This is a genomic window from Candidatus Binataceae bacterium, from assembly GCA_035508495.1.
Taxonomy (GTDB): Bacteria; Desulfobacterota; Binatia; order Binatales; family Binataceae; genus JASHPB01.
Map to the genome: position 1 here is coordinate 76,424 of DATJMX010000021.1, position 16,173 is coordinate 92,596.

19 protein-coding genes and 1 pseudogene are annotated in these 16,173 nt (G+C 61.1%); 9 read left to right on the forward strand and 11 right to left on the reverse strand.

Annotated features, from left to right (window positions below):
* Positions 1 to 310: 310 nt before the first annotated feature.
* Positions 311 to 1,879, reverse strand: a complete 1,569-nt coding sequence (locus VMA09_06630; GenBank protein HUA33262.1) for a glycosyltransferase family 39 protein — start codon at positions 1,877 to 1,879, stop codon at positions 311 to 313.
* Positions 1,880 to 1,920: 41 nt separating this feature from the next.
* Between VMA09_06630 and VMA09_06635 the strand changes: the two genes are divergently transcribed.
* The 4 genes and pseudogenes from VMA09_06635 to VMA09_06650 all read left to right on the forward strand — a co-directional run bounded on the left by VMA09_06635 (position 1,921) and on the right by VMA09_06650 (position 4,788).
* Complete coding sequence (locus tag VMA09_06635; protein HUA33263.1) at positions 1,921 to 3,642, forward strand: glycosyltransferase family 39 protein; 1,722 nt, start codon at positions 1,921 to 1,923, stop codon at positions 3,640 to 3,642.
* A gap of 114 nt (positions 3,643 to 3,756) precedes the next feature.
* Positions 3,757 to 4,113, forward strand: a complete 357-nt coding sequence (locus tag VMA09_06640) for an autorepressor SdpR family transcription factor (GenBank protein HUA33264.1) — start codon at positions 3,757 to 3,759, stop codon at positions 4,111 to 4,113.
* Between the two features lie 63 nt (positions 4,114 to 4,176).
* A pseudogene (locus VMA09_06645) lies at positions 4,177 to 4,278 on the forward strand (DUF1648 domain-containing protein).
* A 213-nt stretch (positions 4,279 to 4,491) separates the two neighbouring features.
* Complete coding sequence (locus VMA09_06650) at positions 4,492 to 4,788, forward strand: SdpI family protein (protein ID HUA33265.1); 297 nt, start codon at positions 4,492 to 4,494, stop codon at positions 4,786 to 4,788.
* A 5-nt stretch (positions 4,789 to 4,793) separates the two neighbouring features.
* Here the strand turns inward: VMA09_06650 and VMA09_06655 are convergent, their stop codons facing one another.
* From VMA09_06655 to VMA09_06670, 4 genes are all read right to left on the reverse strand, one after another.
* Positions 4,794 to 5,351: a carboxymuconolactone decarboxylase family protein gene (locus tag VMA09_06655; GenBank protein ID HUA33266.1), complete on the reverse strand. Its 558-nt coding sequence runs from the start codon at positions 5,349 to 5,351 to the stop codon at positions 4,794 to 4,796.
* Between the two features lie 59 nt (positions 5,352 to 5,410).
* Positions 5,411 to 6,037, reverse strand: coding sequence for a hypothetical protein (locus VMA09_06660; protein ID HUA33267.1), 627 nt, complete (start codon positions 6,035 to 6,037; stop codon positions 5,411 to 5,413).
* A 31-nt stretch (positions 6,038 to 6,068) separates the two neighbouring features.
* Positions 6,069 to 6,698 carry a DedA family protein gene (locus tag VMA09_06665; protein HUA33268.1) on the reverse strand — a complete coding sequence of 210 codons (630 nt, stop codon included), beginning with the start codon at positions 6,696 to 6,698 and terminating at the stop codon, positions 6,069 to 6,071.
* Positions 6,699 to 6,997: 299 nt separating this feature from the next.
* On the reverse strand, positions 6,998 to 8,593 hold the full coding sequence (locus VMA09_06670) for a DHA2 family efflux MFS transporter permease subunit (GenBank protein HUA33269.1): 1,596 nt from the start codon (positions 8,591 to 8,593) through the stop codon (positions 6,998 to 7,000).
* 168 nt (positions 8,594 to 8,761) lie between these two features.
* Here VMA09_06670 and VMA09_06675 point away from each other — a divergent pair, with 168 nt between their 5' ends.
* From VMA09_06675 to VMA09_06685, 3 genes are all read left to right on the forward strand, one after another.
* A complete protein-coding gene (locus tag VMA09_06675; protein HUA33270.1) occupies positions 8,762 to 9,076 on the forward strand; it encodes a hypothetical protein in 315 nt (104 codons plus the stop codon).
* 25 nt (positions 9,077 to 9,101) lie between these two features.
* Complete coding sequence (locus VMA09_06680) at positions 9,102 to 9,746, forward strand: HAD-IA family hydrolase (protein ID HUA33271.1); 645 nt, start codon at positions 9,102 to 9,104, stop codon at positions 9,744 to 9,746.
* 273 nt (positions 9,747 to 10,019) lie between these two features.
* On the forward strand, positions 10,020 to 10,241 hold the full coding sequence (locus VMA09_06685; protein HUA33272.1) for a hypothetical protein: 222 nt from the start codon (positions 10,020 to 10,022) through the stop codon (positions 10,239 to 10,241).
* Positions 10,242 to 10,334: 93 nt separating this feature from the next.
* On the opposite strand, the gene VMA09_06690 is transcribed toward VMA09_06685, so the two are convergent.
* From VMA09_06690 to VMA09_06710, 5 genes are all read right to left on the reverse strand, one after another.
* Positions 10,335 to 11,030: a DUF72 domain-containing protein gene (locus VMA09_06690; GenBank protein ID HUA33273.1), complete on the reverse strand. Its 696-nt coding sequence runs from the start codon at positions 11,028 to 11,030 to the stop codon at positions 10,335 to 10,337.
* 18 nt (positions 11,031 to 11,048) lie between these two features.
* A complete protein-coding gene (locus tag VMA09_06695) occupies positions 11,049 to 11,870 on the reverse strand; it encodes an enoyl-CoA hydratase-related protein (protein HUA33274.1) in 822 nt (273 codons plus the stop codon).
* 15 nt (positions 11,871 to 11,885) lie between these two features.
* A complete protein-coding gene (locus VMA09_06700) occupies positions 11,886 to 12,710 on the reverse strand; it encodes an alpha/beta hydrolase (protein HUA33275.1) in 825 nt (274 codons plus the stop codon).
* 44 nt (positions 12,711 to 12,754) lie between these two features.
* Positions 12,755 to 13,489, reverse strand: a complete 735-nt coding sequence (locus tag VMA09_06705) for an alpha/beta fold hydrolase (protein ID HUA33276.1) — start codon at positions 13,487 to 13,489, stop codon at positions 12,755 to 12,757.
* A gap of 167 nt (positions 13,490 to 13,656) precedes the next feature.
* Positions 13,657 to 14,064, reverse strand: a complete 408-nt coding sequence (locus VMA09_06710; GenBank protein HUA33277.1) for a hypothetical protein — start codon at positions 14,062 to 14,064, stop codon at positions 13,657 to 13,659.
* A 114-nt stretch (positions 14,065 to 14,178) separates the two neighbouring features.
* On the opposite strand from VMA09_06710, the gene VMA09_06715 reads away from it, so the two are divergent.
* Positions 14,179 to 14,589 carry an ester cyclase gene (locus VMA09_06715; GenBank protein ID HUA33278.1) on the forward strand — a complete coding sequence of 137 codons (411 nt, stop codon included), beginning with the start codon at positions 14,179 to 14,181 and terminating at the stop codon, positions 14,587 to 14,589.
* 27 nt (positions 14,590 to 14,616) lie between these two features.
* Here the strand turns inward: VMA09_06715 and VMA09_06720 are convergent, their stop codons facing one another.
* Positions 14,617 to 15,087 (reverse strand): MaoC family dehydratase, encoded by a 471-nt coding sequence (locus tag VMA09_06720; GenBank protein ID HUA33279.1) that lies wholly within the window; start codon positions 15,085 to 15,087, stop codon positions 14,617 to 14,619.
* 303 nt (positions 15,088 to 15,390) lie between these two features.
* Between VMA09_06720 and VMA09_06725 the strand changes: the two genes are divergently transcribed.
* Positions 15,391 to 15,903 (forward strand): DUF992 domain-containing protein, encoded by a 513-nt coding sequence (locus tag VMA09_06725; protein HUA33280.1) that lies wholly within the window; start codon positions 15,391 to 15,393, stop codon positions 15,901 to 15,903.
* The last annotated feature ends 270 nt before the right edge of the window (positions 15,904 to 16,173 follow it).

The window sequence follows — 16,173 nt, forward strand, 5'->3', positions numbered from 1 at the left end:
TTCCCGAGTCGTCAGGGTGCGCTGAGCCAATCGGATCAGCCGCGACCGCCGGCAGTTCTGAGGAGTAGGTTTTCGGGGCATCGCTGCGATATCGGCTCGCTGATAAGGGCGGAATTGCGGTTCCAGGCGGATAGACGGCGGCGGTCTGAGGCGATGCGCGAGAAGGCGAACCTCCGTTAAGCGCGCAGCCTCCGACGCCCATCGCGAAGCAGGCAAGGGCCCCAGCCAGTAGCAGTTTCCGATATGACGGCGAGCGAACCATGCCCCTCTTTCCCGCTCGGAACCAAAAGTTGACACATTGTAGAACTGTTCACTTATGGTTACCAGAGGTGGCACGTTGCCAGACTATGAAGTGCTCGGTTTCGGTTACTGGTTGAAAGCCATTCTTGACCAGGAGTTCATCGGGAACCAGCACCAGTGGCAGGAGCTGCACCGGAGAATCGTTGACGACGACGTTGACCTTGCCGGATTCGATCGCCGCTTTCATCTCGTCGGTCCAGTAATGCATGGTCGATTCGATGAGATGAAAAAAGTCGGCGCGGCCGAGTTGCTGGCGCGCCGCGGCGAAGCCTTCGCTCTGAAGCGCCGCCAGCCCTTCGCGATAAACGCCGTAGGTCTCTGGGAACCTTATCAGCTCGCGGCGATTTGCCTGAAAGCATACGAAGGACGGCGCGATCACGTCGTCGTCGGGTCCAGACGCCTTGCGCACCGCGTCTCCCAGGCGATCGATCTCCTCGCGCGGGATGAAGCCGAAGCCATAGGCGCTGCCATGCAGCCAGTTTTCGTTTTGGATGGGAGTCAGCCAAAAAAGACAGATCGCGATCAGTAGCCCGCCGCCGATTACCCATGCTAAGCGCGAGCGCGTAACCTCCTCGGCCGTGACGAGTTGCCGCACCGAATCGAGCATCAGCTTGAGGCCGAGGCTGGCGATGATCGCGATAAACGGCAGCGGTTCCAGGTAGTTGTGCCCCCACGCCGTCGGACTCAGGACGCCGAAGAACAGGTAAGCAGCCGCGACTATCGCGAGCACGATCGCGAGCGCGCGCGTGTAGAGACGCTCGGCGATGACGCGGGCGCATCCGAGGATGAAGAACGGCGCCAGCACGTCGAAGATCATCGTTGGGAACCATGCGACGCTGCCCGTTGTGTCGCGGCCCTTCAGAAAATGAAAGGCGTAAACCTGGAAGATGAACGCGAAACCGTAGCGCCAGTAGAGCAGGGCGGACAAGATCGCGAGTGCCGCGATGAACCCGACTCCTGAGACGATTGCGCCGACGAGGCGCCGGCGGACTGTGGCGATGAAGACGAGAATCACGCCAAATGGAATCGCGGCCGTGAGCTTGATCGCACACGCAGCGAGGAAAATCGCGGCTAGCATGAGCGCTTGGCGCATCTCGTCGATGTCGTCGTCGAGTGCGACAAGCGCGCCCCAGACCGCGAGCGGCGCGACGAAGCATTCGCGCTCATATAGATGATAGCGAAATGTCAGCGAGCTGAACGCGTACATCGTTGCCGCGAGGATCGCCGTCGGCCGGGACGCGACGCGCTGCGCGAGTACGAAGGTCAGGACGCTGGTGACGTAGATCGCGGCCTCGTTCAGGATCTCAATTGAGATATGGCTTGCGCCGAACAACTTGAGGTAGCCTGCGGCGACCCACTCCAGAAGCGGCAGATGAGGATGAACGAAATCCAGATACGGGCGCATCCCCTGGCTCACGAGCCACGCGCTCTCCGCATAGAAGTCGTCTTCGACCCATATCTCGGGATAAAGCATGCGGACGATGCGCGGCACGGCGAGCGCGACCAGCAGCGCGATTGGAATTCCGGTCGCGCGCGGAGACGATACCTGTGAGCCGCGCGGCTCCCGCTTCCGCGTCATCGCGACCGCTCCACGAGCGGACGTCCGGCGACGCCACGCGTTTGCGCGGAATCGATGCCGCGATCGTCGCGGCGATTGCAGCGTTTGCGATCCTGCTTATGGCGCGCAGCGGCGCTCGACGCGGCGTCGAGCTGATGCCGTGGCCGGACGGCCTGGAATACGCCGCACAGGCGGTCAATCTCGATCGCGGGATGGGACCGGTACTCCATTTCGGGGGCTATTCTTACCCATCTCGCTATCCCGAAGGATACCCGCTCATTCTGGCGGCGGCGTTTCCAATGGTCGGCCACGAAGTCTCGCGGCTCTTTCTCGCCACGATGTCGATGGGCGTCGTCGCGATCGTGGGGCTGTATGTGCTCGCGTTCAAACTCTTCGGCCGCGCGAGCGCGACGGCCGCCGCGCTGGTGCTCTGCCTCTCTCCTGTGTTTCTGACGTACTCGACGCTCGTGTTGAGCGACGTCCCGACGCTTGCGGTTACGATCCTCGCTGCATTGGCGCTCGCGCACGCATCGACGCAGGAGGACAACTCAATTTCTGCTCGATCGCTCGCGACCTGGCTGCTATTCGGCCTGCTCGCGGGATTCACGGTGATGATTCGTCCGACGAACGGGACGATGCTCGCCGGGCTCGCGCTTGGGCTCTTGCTGGTGCCGCCGAAACGGGGGCTGCTGGCGGCGTTCGTTGCGCTGATCGCGTTCGGTGCGGGATTCATAGTTCCAATCGGAATCCAGGCGGCATCGAACAGCGCTCATCTCGGGAGCGTGTTCGCGAGCGGCTATGGATGGTGGGTGCCGGAGGTTTATGGCACGGCGGGGCGCACGTTCAGCCCGGCGTATCTGTTCGGGCCAACGCTGCCGCGAAATCCGCACGGCAATATTCCGGTGTACGTGACGTCGCTGCTCGGCCTCGATGGAATGCTGGGCGATCGCGGCGACCTGCGCTTCTTCATATACCCATTCGCGGCGGCGGCTTTCGGTGCCATCGGGATCGCATTCGTGATTCGCGAGCGCGAGAGCCGCATGGCGCGGCGCGTCGTGCTCTTCGGCCTCGGGTACTTGGGTGCGCTGTTCGCGATCTATGCGGTTTATATGTTCACCGATGTCGCGTTTATCCTGCCCGGTGCGTTCGTGATCTTCCTTGGCGCGGGGTACGGAATCACCGCGGGCAATCGATGGATGCGGGCTGCGTTCGGAAATTCGCGGCGCAATGCGGCCTCAACTGCGGGCGCAGTGGGAATCCTGTTGCTCGATCTGCTCCTCGTTATCTCATTGCTCACTGAAGGAGGTAGCCGACTCGCGGCGAATCCGGCGGAATCGGAGATGGTGCCGGCACTCGAGACGCTCAATCAGTCGGTGCCGCCTGATGCGACGATTGTCACGAATATCTCGCTCCAGTTCATGGAGCTGTATCTGCCTGGCAAATCGCGCCGATTCATCGGGATGAATGCGCTCGACCCGGGCGAGCGCTTCACCGACTATCACTTGCGCCGGCTCTACGAGAAACAGGCGTCCGGATGGAATGGAGCGGCGCCGGCGATCCTGTTCGCCAATGACAACGTGTCACAACCGGTCCTCGACTCGCTGACGAGCGCGAGCCGAGGCGCCCCAGTTTTGCTCGTGCTGGCGGCGCCGGAATCGGCAGCCTATGCCGATACGCTGAAGCACGAGCTCGACGCGCTGCAGCAATCATTCAAGATCGAGCCGCTAGGCGAAAGCCGCGCGATGGCAATCTATCAACTGACGCCGCTGAATCCCGCGCACTGATTCGCTCACCCAGAAGCGTCATCCGCCGCGTCGCGGGCGGATCATGGCTGATGGTCATCGCATTTGACAGAATGACGCGCCTAGTGCTATTTCGGTGATTAGCGAAATAGCGAAATGGGAATCTCGGAGACATTTCAGGCGCTGGCCGATCCGACGCGACGCAAGATCCTCGCGCTGCTGCGCGAGCGTGACATGACCGCGGGCGAAATCGCCGACCATTTTCCGCTGGCGAAATCGACGCTCTCCGGTCATTTCAACGTGCTCAAGCATGCGGGCCTCGTCGTTATCGAGCGCTACGCCAACCGGATCGTTTACAGCCTGAGCACCTCCGCTTTCGAAGACGCGCTCAGCACGCTGGTGGATTTCAGCTCGAAAAGAAAATCACGGCTGACGCCAAAGCCCGCAGGAGCGGAGCGCCCGCCCTCGCCCGGCCGTCGCGGGCGTAGAGCCTCCAAAGGGGAGCCACGATGAAAACCGAATGGCGCGTTGAGTTTCCGCAGTTGATAATCATCGCCGCGATGTTGGTGGCGGGGGGCGCTCACCTGGCCCAACGTGCCAGCGCAACTGCCGGTGCATTGGAACGCCGCAGGACAAGTCGACGCGTATGGCGGTAAGTTCGAAGCGCTGTTCATGGAGCCGCTCATCGCGCTTGTGATCTACGCTGCAATGCGTTGGATCCCGCGTATCGACCCGGGCCGTAGAAACTACGAGTTGTTTGCGGCAGCATTCGGCACGCTGCGAATCGGACTAATCGCAACCATCGGTGCTCTCTATACCGTGATGCTGCTGACCTATCATGGTTGCCCAATCGCGATCGGCGTTGTGGTCCCGATGATAGTGGGCGTGATGATGATCCTGGTGGGTAATGTGCTCGGCAAAGTGCGGCCCAACTGGTTCGTCGGCATCCGCACGCCGTGGACCATGTCGAGCAAAACCGCGTGGGACAAAACCCATCGTGCGGGAGGATGGATGTTCATCATCGCGGGTCTTGCATTGATGATAAGCGGCGCCCTGCCATCGCCCTGGAATGTCTACGAAGCTTTGCTGATCCCGTTGTCGCTCCTAATCGGGGTATTCGCCTACTCCTACTGGATCTGGCGATCGGCGAGCGACAAAATCCCGCCCGCCGGCACCTCACCGGCATGAAGCTCTCATCGCTGCGTAAATGATGCCTTCAGCAGATCGACCTTGCCGGCGAAGTCTTCGAGATCTACTTCGGCGGTTTCGAGGACGCGGGCGACCATGCCCCAGAAGCCGATCGACAGGATCAGCTCGACGATTTCTGCGGTGCCCATGTGCTTTTTCAACGCATCAAGGGTTTCGCGCTTGCCTTTGACATTGCGCGCTACCTCGTCGGTGAACTTCAGCACCAGGCGTTCGACGTCGTTGAAGCACTTTGCACCTTCCCAGCTTTCGATTGCCGCGATCTGTTCGTCGGTGCATCCGGTGCTCTTGGCGATCGGGACGTGCTGCGTCCATTCATAGACGCTGTGGCTGACTTTCGCGGTGCGCAGGATCGCGAGCTCGCGCAGCTTGCCGTTCAGCTTTGAGCGCGTGAGCAGTGAGTTGCCGAGCATCGAGAATGGATAGAATGCCGCGTCGGAGTTGGCGATCATCCGCGCGACGTTGAGCGTGACGTTGCCGCGACGCAATATCTCGCGCGTCTTCTCCGGAGCCTTGCTTTCATCGACATAGGGTAGAAGCGCCATCGAAAAATCCTCCAAGGTTTATGAGGCGACGCTAGTCCGCCTTGGTGCGTCAGCGCAATCTACGGCGCGGGCGACTGCCGGGGCCTTGAACGCGCGGGCATCAGCGCGCCGAGGGCTGGATCGACGACGAGGCCGCCGATCGTGCGGGACATCGCGACGGAGAGTGCTTCGACAGGATCGGTTTCGAGCGGGAAAAACACTTCGTGGCCGACGGGCTTGGGCGGCTCGTGCTCACTGCCTGTGATCGTCTTGCTGAACACGGCTTTGCCCGCGCGATCTCGCAACTCGAATGCGATCGTCACGGCCGCGTCCATCGTGAAATATTGGCCGTGCACGGTTTGCTCCGCGCCGAACTGCTTCGTTATCGCCGCGGACATCAGGTGCGAGCTTAATACGAAGTCGGCGTCATGATCGTTCGCCGCTACGGGATGGAGCCCGGCGTCCGCGAGCGATCGCTCAAGTCCCGCCGTGATTGATTTTTCGATGCCGCCGACGACGACCGACTCGATCAGGTTGCCGTTCTGATCATATACGCCGCCTGCGACTATCTTGTCTGATGCGTCGAGGCCGTGGGTAGGTATCACTGCGATGGTTTTCGGCTCGAAGATATTTTCAGAGCCGGGAACGAATCCCGGCAGATAATGGAGCGACGGAATCTGCGGAGTCCGATCACATGCCGCGAGCATGAGAGCCGCGACCGCGATGAGCGCGAGTGCGTTACGCTTCAGGGCCGGGAACCGTATGATGGCGCTCGCGCCACCATGCCAGAATAACCAGGCCCAATAGGACTGCGGCGCCCACCGCGATCCAGCGCGTTGCCTGATGGGTGCGCGCCACGAGTAGGTATAGCTCATCGCCAAGCAGGTAACCCACGGTGACGATCACCGAGCACCATACCATCGCACCCAGGATGTTCCAGCCGAGGAACTGCAGAAAGGGCATCTTGCACGCGCCGGCCATGGGGCCCGCCATGAAGCGCACGCCCGCGATGAAGCGCGCCATGAACACGGCCTTGCTGCCGTGAACCTGGAAGAAGACCTGCAGCCGCTCGTAGCGTCCGTGCAGGAACTTGAAACGATCGGCGAGGCGCTGCACGACGGCTTGCCCCGCGGTGCGACCGATGAGGAAGCCCGTGCAATCGCCGATAACGGCGCTCACGAACACGACTGCGTACACATAGCGGATGTCGAGGATGTCGCGTCCGGCCAGAAAGCCCGCGGCCAGCATCACTGTTTCTTCGGGAACGGGGATGCCGAGATTGCCGACGAAAACGAAGGCGAAGATTCCATAATAACCCCACGCCGTCATCCACTCCGCGATAAGCGCGGGGTCAGTTATCGCGTGCATCCATAACCTGCATCACGCCGCTCAGCAATTATCCGACTCTAGCCTGCCGAGCGCGCCAAATGAACAATGCAACGGCGAACGACCATTCTTGCGTTCAGTGATATGAATTGCGTTTTGATTCTGATTCCCCTTCCCGTGCGGGAAGGGGTTAGGGGTTAGGTCGTTGTCTGGTTTCTTCGATCCAGCAAAAAGAAAACCTAATCCTCTTTCCCTTCCCGCACGGGAAGGGAAGTTTGATGTCCCGGCGTTCGTTGGTCATTCCGATTCCACTGGCGCTGAATAGTGTTTACGAAGAGCCGCTACTCCGCGTGCGCCTCGGGAACGCTGGGCGTGCCTTCTTTTGGGAGCAGGTAGAGAAATGGCATGATCACCGCGAGCATCAGTACCATCAGCCAGAAGCAATCGTTGTAGGCCATCATCGTCGATTGCCGGCTGACGATATTATTCATCATCACCAGGTCGGCGCGGCGGCCGGGCGTCGACGCGATACCGTGATTGCCGAGGAAACTTTGGAATTGCGCGTCAGTCGTGCGGAAGGTCGGGTTAGTGCGCCGTACGACATCGACCAGGTCCGAGTGATGCTCCTGCGAGCGGCGCGCCAGCAACGTCGCCAGCATCGCATAGGCAATATTACCTGCGATGCGCCGCGAGAGCGTGTAAAGGCTCGACGCGCCCGTCATCAATGAGCGCGGTATCGTGCTCAGTGAGACCGTGCTCATCGTCACCATCGATGCGCCCATGCCGATTCCGGTGAGGATCAGTATCGGCATGAAACTCCAGAAGCCGACATAAAGCGTGAAGTGGCTGAGTTGGTAGTATCCTGCGATCAGCGCGACGATCCCGACGGCGATCAAGATGCGCGGGCTGACGAGATTGTAGAGCCGGCCCACGATCGGCATCGCGAGCATCATCGTGACCGCGCGCGGCATCAGCACCATGCCGGCCTGATACGCGGGATAGCCGAGCAGGGTTTCCGTGAATTGGGGGAGCAGAAAGCTCGATCCGAACAGCGCAAAGCCCACCACCATCCCGAGTCCCGACCCGACGCTCAGCGGCACGTTGCGGAACAATCGAAAGTTGATGACCGGCTCGTCGGCGAGCATCTCCCACGCGACCAGCCCGACCATCGTCAGCGCCGCGATGATTGATCCGATCACGATCCAGTTGTTGGCGAACCAGTCCACTTCCTCGCCGCGCTCGAGCACGATCTGCATCGTGGTCAGACCGACGGTTAGAAGCCCGATCCCGGTCCAATCGATCTTCGTCACGCCGCGCTTCAGATACGGTGGGTCGTGGACGAACGCGCTCACCATCAGGAGGCCGATGATGCAGAACGGCACGTTGATGTAGAACACCCACTGCCATCCGTAATTGTCCACCAGCCATCCGCCGAGGACGGGACCGGTTGCGGGCGCGAGCACCACGCCCATGCTGAAGATCGCCATCGCCATGCCCTGCTCGGCCGGCGGAAACGTCTCGCGCGCGATCGCCTGCGAGCAGGGCATCAGGCTGCCGCCGCCGATGCCCTGCAGCACGCGATAGAAGATCATCTGCGTGAAGGTTTTCGATGTACCGGCGAGTACGGAACCGATAGTGAACAGCACCATCGAGAAGATAAACAGCCGCTTGCGGCCGAGTACGGTCGTCCACCACGCCGACATCGTGATCATGATGATCTCGGCGATGCTGTAGGAGGTCGATACCCAGGTGATTGTGAGCAAGTCCTGGCCGAAGGACCCCATCATGTGCGGCATCGCGACGTTGACCACCGTCGCGTCCATCACCGACAGGAAGGTGCCGATCATCACTGACGCTGCGACCAGCCATTTGCCGGCGGGCGCAACCTCGTTGACGGGTGTCGCCGCGACGGGAGCGCGCAAAACCTGATCTGCCAAACTAATCCCTTTCTATTTGCGACGTACGCCATGCGTTGCGCGAGTGCAAGAACGGAAAGCCTCGTCGCAGTCAGTCGGCGCTTTCGATGCAGATTGCACGAACCCAATAGCTTGGCTTCGGCGGGTTACTTAGAATCGCCGGACCAATGACCTGGTGATGGTGAGGAGATGCGAATTGTTCTGACTCTTGCGATTCTTGTGGGCGCGGCGGTGCTTGAGGCCGGTGGCGACGCGCTCATCCGAATGGGCCTCCATGGCTTGCGCTTCTGGATTCTGGCTGGAGGCTTGGCGCTTGCGGCATATGGGATCATCGTCAACCTCGGCACCCTCGATTTCGGGCGCCTGATGGGCGTTTACATCGTGGTGTTCTTTGTCGTATCGCAGGTGATCGCGGCCGCAGTCTTTCATCAGCTGCCGGCGCGCGGCACGATGCTGGGCGGGGCGCTGATCGTGATCGGCGGCGCCGTGATGATGGCCCTATAAACGAGCGACAGGAGCGCGAATCGAAGTGAGTGTCGAGGCAGTAATCTGGGATTTTGGCGGCGTGTTCACGAGCTCGCCGTTTGAGGCGTTCAATCGATTCGAGACTGAGCGCGGCCTGCCCGCCAACTTCATCCGCACGATCAACTCGACCAATCCCGACGCGAACGCATGGGCGCTCTTCGAAAGTTCCCAGATCGATCGCGACGGATTCGATCGCCTGTTCCTCGCGGAATCGACCGCCCTCGGCTATCCAGTTCGAGGCAAAGAAATCCTGCCGCTGCTGTCGGGCCAAGTGCGGCCGCGGATGGTCGAGGCGCTGCTCGCCTGCAAGCGCCGCTTCAAGGTCGGATGCATCACGAACAACATGCAGCACGGCCACGGCTCGAGCATGGCGACTACGGTGGAGGGCGGCTCGAAGGCGCTCGCGATCATGCAGCACTTCGACGCGATCATCGAAAGCTCGAAGGCCGGCGTGCGCAAGCCGAATCCCAAAGTTTACCTGATGATGTGCGAGCTGCTCGCTGTCGCGCCCGCGGCGTGCGTTTACATCGACGACCTCGGCATCAACTGCAAACCCGCAGCGCAACTCGGCATGACGGCAATCAAAGTAGTGAGCGAAGCCCAGGCGCTCGCCGCTCTCGAAATCGCAACGGGCTTGAAGTTCGCGTAGCCGTTGACTTCGATCTCACAACCTCCGAGCCAGCGCTCTTGAAATCCCTCTCCCCTGACCAGGGAGAGGTCGACGCCGCATCGCGGCGCCGGGTGAGGGTCGCCCGGATCATTTTTCCTTCAGGGATTTCAGATGCAGAATACCCTCACCCTAGCCCTCTCCGTGGTCAGGGAGAGGGGATCAGAGGCGAGGCGGCGCGGACTCAAAGTGGATCGTCCGCACAATCGGCATGCACTTTGCCTGTTCTGTCGTGCGAAGGAGATTCAAACGCCTATGGCTGACGAGTGGGGCCTCTGCAAGGAATGCAAATGGTGGCAGATTGAACCTGCGGCGACGCTGCGCGCCTCGACGCTCGGTCTGTGTATCGAAGAAAAATTACAACGCTTCCGATTTCGAGTATCAGGCAGCAGCGGATGCAACCGCTTTATGAGCGGCAAGCCTGCGCGCGCCAAGGGATCAGCCTCGGCGCCGCCGACAGCGCCGCCGAAGCGCTAGCTTGCCGATCCGGTCAGTAAGATTTTTCCGCTACGGCATCGACCTCTCCCGCTTTGCGGGCGAGGTTATTGAGAAGATCCGGGCATGAAAAAGCTACTTCCCGACGAGCGCTGTCAGCTTCTCCACCAATGCCGGCGCGGCGGTGGCATGCTTTAGATAGACGTACACATGCGAGCATTCTTTGCCGAGTTTTTTGATTCGCTTGGCCCACTCGGCGAGCTCGTCGTCGGTGTAATTCTCCTTGCGCAGGCGTAGGTAGCTGTACTTCGCGGTGCGCACGACCGGGGTCGCGAGCTTGTCGCTCTCTGCGATACATAACGCGGCGTCGGCTTCGCCGAGCGCGGCGAAGACGTCGTCTTCGAGCCACGACTTGTTGCGAAACTCAAATGCCGCCTCGATGCGCCGATTCAGCATCGCCAGGAAATCGCGCAGCACCGGCAGATCTTTCTTGAATTGCGGAGGAAGCTGAAAGAGCGTCGGGCCGAGGCGATCGCCGAGCACCTTCGCCGTCTCGACGAAATAGTCAGTCGCATTCTCGACGTTCTTGAGCCGCGCCGTATGCGTGATGCGCTCGGGAGCCTTGAGCGCGAAGCGAAAAGTCTCCGGCGTCTCCGCGCACCATTTCTCGAGCATCGGCCGCCTCGGCATCGCGCGAAACGTGTAGTTGATCTCGACGGTGGGAAAGCGCGTGGCGTAGAACGGCAGCATCTTCGGCCCGGAGAGTTTCTCCGGGTAGAAGATGCCGCACCATTCCTTGTAGCTGAATCCCGATGTCCCGATTCGCACCATCTGCGCGATCGGAGTTGCTCAGGCCTTCCTGGCGAACGGACGATCGCGCTCGGTGAGTGCGCCTTTGAGCCCCTTCTCGCGGCTGGCCTTCATCCAGGCCTTCACCGTTTCGGTCTGATGCGCGATGACGTCGATGTCTGCCGACGATTGCTCTGCGGCACGGATGCCCAGGATTTCGACATAGCGATTTACCGCGGCCTTATGCAGCGTCAGCAGCTCAGCCGGCACCATCGCGACCCGGCGCGCATACGCGAGCGTCTCAGCCTCGAGCTTGTCTTTCGGATACACGCGATTGACAAGATGCCATTCGAGCGCTTCCTGTGCGTTGATGTAGTCGCCGGTGAAGAAATATTCCTTGGTCTTGCGCGGGCCCATGAGCAGCGGCCACATCGAGAGCGTCGGCAGGATGCCGAGCGAGCGCCCGGCGGGATGGCCGAATTGCGCGTCCTCGCTTGCGAACACGATATCGCAATGGCCAACGAACTCGGTGCCGCCCGCGAGACAATAGCCGTGAACCTGCGCGATTGTCGGCTTGTTGATCGACCATAAGCGCTGCCAGCGCTCGATCGTCTTGTTGAGCCCGAAGCGATCGCTCGTGACGGTGAAGCCCGAGCCCGGCTGCTGCGTGCCCTGCAAATCATAGCCCGCCGAGAACGCGCGCCCCGCGCCGCGGATGATTAGCACGCTCGCGTCGGCGTTGGTCTCATACTCGTCCATCACCGAATCAACTTCCTTGAGCAGCTTCTGCGAGAGCGCGTTGAGCTTCTCAGGACGGTTGAGCGTGAGGCGAAAAATCTTATCTTCAAGCTTCTCGTAGATGACGGTTTCGTAGGATGCCATCGCGTAATCCTCCGGCTATTTCACGGCGGCGAAAAGATCGCCGGCGACTTCTGCTGACTCTTCGGGCGCTTCCCAGAAAAACATGTGACCCGCGTCCGCGATAATGTGCTGGCGCGAGCCGGCGATTGCGCGGTTCAGGACATCGGCGTTTGCGACCGGTACTATCGCGTCGTCATCGCCATGAATCACGAGTGTCGGGCGCTTAATCTCGCCGAGCCGCGCGAAGCTGTCGAAACTTTGGATCGCCTGCGCTTGTCGCGCATAGGTATGCATCGGCGTGATCGGATAGCTCGCCATCTCGGCAAGCGCCCGCGTGATCGTTTCCTGGCCAATCGGCGAAGCGAGGAACTTCTTGCCGCACGCCGCGGAGAAAGCCCGGCGCGCCTGGTCCTCGGGCGAGAGGTTCGGATCGGGCATCAGCGCCATGATGGCTTCGGGAGCGGCCGGGATCGATTTCGAAGCGCCGCAGTTGGTGCATCCGAGCACCAGGCCGCGCACGCGATCGGGATACGCGAGGGTGAACTCCTGCGCGATCATCCCACCCATCGAGATGCCGTAGATATGCGCGCGCGGCGTCTTGGCGTGATCGAGCACCGCGGCGATGTCGGCCGCCATGTCGCCGAGTGTCCACTCGACGTCGGGCTTGTCGCTCTCGCCGGTGCCGCGATTATCGATCATGAAAATCTTGAACCGCTTTTCCATCGCGGCCAGAAAGTCCTCGCCCCAGGAACGGCCGGAGCCGCTGAAGCCCATGATGAGCGCGACGGGTTCGCCGGAGCCGCGAATCTCGTAGCGCAGCTTCAGGCCGTCGCGGGTTGGTGCAAAATCGCGAATTGCCATTGTGAAACCTCTCAGATGTGGAATGGCGCGGAACGGTGCGCGCGTCAAGCCGCGGCGTGGTTCGACTTGGCCTCGGCCAGAATCGCGCCGAGCAGGCGATATACCGCGGGATTCGCGATCAGGCTCGAATGGAGTCCGCTCACTTCGTGATTCGGGCCGTCGTCAGCCAGACAAGCCTGCCACGAGACGATCTCATCGGTGCGCGTGTAGATCGAGTCGAAGCGCACCGCACCCGGCATCTTCGCGAATACGCGCCGCGCGATACCGCAGGAGCATTCGAACGTGCCGCATTCCTCGGGCGCTGACTGGATCGTCTGCCAGAACGCCTGCACGGCATTTAGAGTGGGGCGCACTTCATCACGCACGCTGTCCCATCCGTAACGAATCGGCGAGCCGAGCGCGACCACGCGGCTCACGTACTCGGGATCGATCGACGCGATCGCGCGGCCCAGCACGCCGCCGAGGCTGTGGCCGATAATCGCGACCCGCGAATGGCTGTCGTGGGCGATCTTTGCGACGCGCCATCCGACCAGCTCGGCCTTGCGCTTGGGGCATCCGACGTTGAGGTCGATGCCCGAAAGGTGGGCGCGGTAACCAATTCGCCGGAGCCATCGCGCCATCGTGCCGAGCGTCCAGTCGCCGGCGGTGAAGCCCGGAATCAGCAGGACCTGCTCCCCATGGCCGTGCGGCACACCGACGCCGTAGTAAACCGGGTCGCGAAGCAGACTGGAAAGTTGCTGGAGATACTCAAGCCAGGCATTTGCCGTAAGACGAAACATCAATGAGCCGTCGCCGTTCGTAGATTGACGCGGTGCGCGAAATTCGCACGAAAGCGAAGAAGTGTAAAGGGAGAGCGCGACGGCTCTGGGAGCGATAGAAGGCCAACAAGATGTTAACGGCGAACGGGCCGCTTTCTCGTCATCCCGAAAGTCATCGAAGAAAGCAATCACTGCACGCCGAGCGCCGTCGATTGATCGGGCATGCAGGTGCCGCGATCTGAACTTGTCGCGCCGCCGGTCTTGTCGGGGTAACCGCCCGAGCGCTTGTCGCAGACGTAGCGGATTGGCTTTGTTCCGGGAATCGACGACACCTTGAGGCAGTCGGCGTCGCTCGTGCATTGCGTCGGTCCTTGAACGCAGAGCCCTGTCAGCATGCCCGCGACTTTAACGGCGGAGCATCGATAACCTTCGGGACACGACGACGCGCACCAGGGCTTCTCCGGTTGTGACGCGACCGCTGCCGGCTGAGGCATAGGGGACGGCGTTGTTGAGCATCCGGCGATGAGCATCATAAGCATCGCGACGGATGCGACGGCGGCGGACGTCTTCTGTAAACGGATGGTTATCGCCGGCATCGCTATCTCCACGAAACGTGTTAAGAACGGATGCAAAAAGCACTAACGATACCGATTAACTGACATCTTATGCGCGAGTTGTCTAGCGTTGCCGCACAACCGAGGGAGGCCGGCATGGACATCGAGAAGAACAAAGAGCTGGTGCGTCAAATCACCGAGCAACTCTGGAATGGGCGCGCTTACGACAAAATCCCCGAGTTCTACGCCGAGGACTACGTCGCCGACTACTCGCCATATGCAATACACCATGGGCTCGAGGGAATCCGCGGGATGGTCGAGCGCGCATACACCACGTTCACCGACTATCACGAGGAGCTTCGCGAGATGATCGCGGAGGGCGACATGGTCGTCCTCCGCATCACGATCAGCGGCTTTCAGACTGGACAATGGGGACCATTACCGCCGTCGGGCAAGCGCGTCGAGTTCGACGAGGCGATATTCCTGCGCCTTCGCGACGGCAAAGTGGTTCACCAACGCGGCATCGTGGACAACCTGGCGGCGCTTCGGCAGCTCGGCCGCGCCTGATGCTCTCACGCATGGGCGCGGGCCTGCTCAGCCTACATAAAGAAGCAGCCCCTCGTAGATGAGGGCGGGCTTGTCGTTGCCCACGACGTGCACCGTCGTCTCGGTCGTCACCTGGACGCCGGTGCCTTTCGCATCGACGGCGCGCAGGCGCGAATGCGCGTGCACCTTCGATCCTGCGAGCACCGGAGCGACGAAGCGCAACTTGTTGGCACCGTAGTTGATGAAGGCCTTGGCGCCCGTGACCTGGAATCCGGGACTGGTCGCGAGGCGCGGCAGCAGCGACAGCGTCAGGAATCCGTGCGCCACCGGTCCGCCAAAGGGGCTCTCGCGTTTGGCCCGCTCGACGTCGATATGAATCCACTGATGGTCGCCGGTAACGTCGGCGAAGCGGTTGATCATGTCCTGGCTGATCTCGACCTCTTCGCTCCACGGGCCGAACTGGTCGCTGATCTTGGACTTCAGGCGCTCGATATCGTTGAACTTAATTTCTTCAGCCACTGATGCTCTCTCCTTCGATGCTCTTTTAGGGGACCCGGTCCGATTTCGATCCACCGATAACCGGTTGCATATTGAAACCGCCGCGGCGACGCAAGCCGCGCAAAACTCGCCGACCGGGATACTATTACTACTCGACGGATGCGCGTAAGATGACGCGAAACGAGCCTAATATCGCTATTTGCCCGTACATGGGCGATGTGATACCAACGGCGCTAACCAACGGAGACTTGCTGAGGAGGGTATTTCTGCATGAACTTGACGCGAAGCAAAATGGCGATATGTGGTGCGGTGATCGGACTTGCGATGGCAACGGCCACGGGCGCTTTTGCGCAGGCGAGCGGCGGCTCGTCGTCGGGCGGGAGCGGCAACAAGATGACCGTGCGCGCCGGCTATCTGACCTGCCATGTTGCCTCGGGATGGGGCTTTATCTTCGGCTCGTCGCGTCAGGTGAAGTGCGCGTATGCCCTTCAGCCGGGATACACCGAGTACTATGACGGCAGTATCACCAAGTTCGGCGCCGATATCGGCTATCTCTCCTCGGGCGTTATCGTCTGGGCGGTCCTCGCTCCCACGAATAATCTCGGCCAGGGCGCACTCGCCGGCCACTATGCTGGCGCGACGGCCAGCGCCGCGTTGGGAGTCGGTGCGGGCGCGAACGTCCTGATCGGCGGATTCAAGAACTCGATCGCGCTTCAGCCGATCAGCATCGAAGGCCAGAACGGACTGAACATCGCAGCCGGTGTCGCCGCGCTGGCGCTGAAGTTCGACTCGTCCAAGAAGCCGAAGGTCGGCGGTGAATCGAACGTCAATCCGTAACGGATAGCGCGGGCATCCCGCACGATAAATTGAAGCTGAACACGGACGGCGGCCATACCCCGCCGTCCGTGTTGTTTTTCGCTTCCTGCAAAATTCAATCTTCTGAGAAAAATGTAGTGGGGCGGGCGTCCCTGCCGCCGTCAAGACCGACGCCTGGCGCGCCTCTATTCCGGATCTAACGAAGGAAAGCGCTTCGCGCGCTTACCGGTACCGGCCCCTTCGGGGCCTCCGAGATCCTTCGCGGAAGCCGCTAAGGATGACAGAATCGAT

What these genes read in the sequence shown, in the direction of transcription:
- VMA09_06630 (HUA33262.1), bottom strand. Translation starts at nt 1,879, where the DNA reads ATGACGCGGAAGCGGGAGCCGCGCGGCTCACAGGTATCGTCTCCGCGC.
- VMA09_06640 (HUA33264.1), top strand. Translation starts at nt 3,757, where the DNA reads ATGGGAATCTCGGAGACATTTCAGGCGCTGGCCGATCCGACGCGACGC.
- VMA09_06650 (HUA33265.1), top strand. Translation starts at nt 4,492, where the DNA reads ATGATCCTGGTGGGTAATGTGCTCGGCAAAGTGCGGCCCAACTGGTTC.
- VMA09_06655 (HUA33266.1), bottom strand. Translation starts at nt 5,351, where the DNA reads ATGGCGCTTCTACCCTATGTCGATGAAAGCAAGGCTCCGGAGAAGACG.
- VMA09_06660 (HUA33267.1), bottom strand. Translation starts at nt 6,037, where the DNA reads ATGCTCGCGGCATGTGATCGGACTCCGCAGATTCCGTCGCTCCATTAT.
- VMA09_06665 (HUA33268.1), bottom strand. Translation starts at nt 6,698, where the DNA reads ATGCACGCGATAACTGACCCCGCGCTTATCGCGGAGTGGATGACGGCG.
- VMA09_06675 (HUA33270.1), top strand. Translation starts at nt 8,762, where the DNA reads ATGCGAATTGTTCTGACTCTTGCGATTCTTGTGGGCGCGGCGGTGCTT.
- VMA09_06685 (HUA33272.1), top strand. Translation starts at nt 10,020, where the DNA reads ATGGCTGACGAGTGGGGCCTCTGCAAGGAATGCAAATGGTGGCAGATT.
- VMA09_06690 (HUA33273.1), bottom strand. Translation starts at nt 11,030, where the DNA reads ATGGTGCGAATCGGGACATCGGGATTCAGCTACAAGGAATGGTGCGGC.
- VMA09_06695 (HUA33274.1), bottom strand. Translation starts at nt 11,870, where the DNA reads ATGGCATCCTACGAAACCGTCATCTACGAGAAGCTTGAAGATAAGATT.
- VMA09_06700 (HUA33275.1), bottom strand. Translation starts at nt 12,710, where the DNA reads ATGGCAATTCGCGATTTTGCACCAACCCGCGACGGCCTGAAGCTGCGC.
- VMA09_06705 (HUA33276.1), bottom strand. Translation starts at nt 13,489, where the DNA reads ATGTTTCGTCTTACGGCAAATGCCTGGCTTGAGTATCTCCAGCAACTT.
- VMA09_06710 (HUA33277.1), bottom strand. Translation starts at nt 14,064, where the DNA reads ATGCCGGCGATAACCATCCGTTTACAGAAGACGTCCGCCGCCGTCGCA.
- VMA09_06715 (HUA33278.1), top strand. Translation starts at nt 14,179, where the DNA reads ATGGACATCGAGAAGAACAAAGAGCTGGTGCGTCAAATCACCGAGCAA.
- VMA09_06725 (HUA33280.1), top strand. Translation starts at nt 15,391, where the DNA reads ATGGCAACGGCCACGGGCGCTTTTGCGCAGGCGAGCGGCGGCTCGTCG.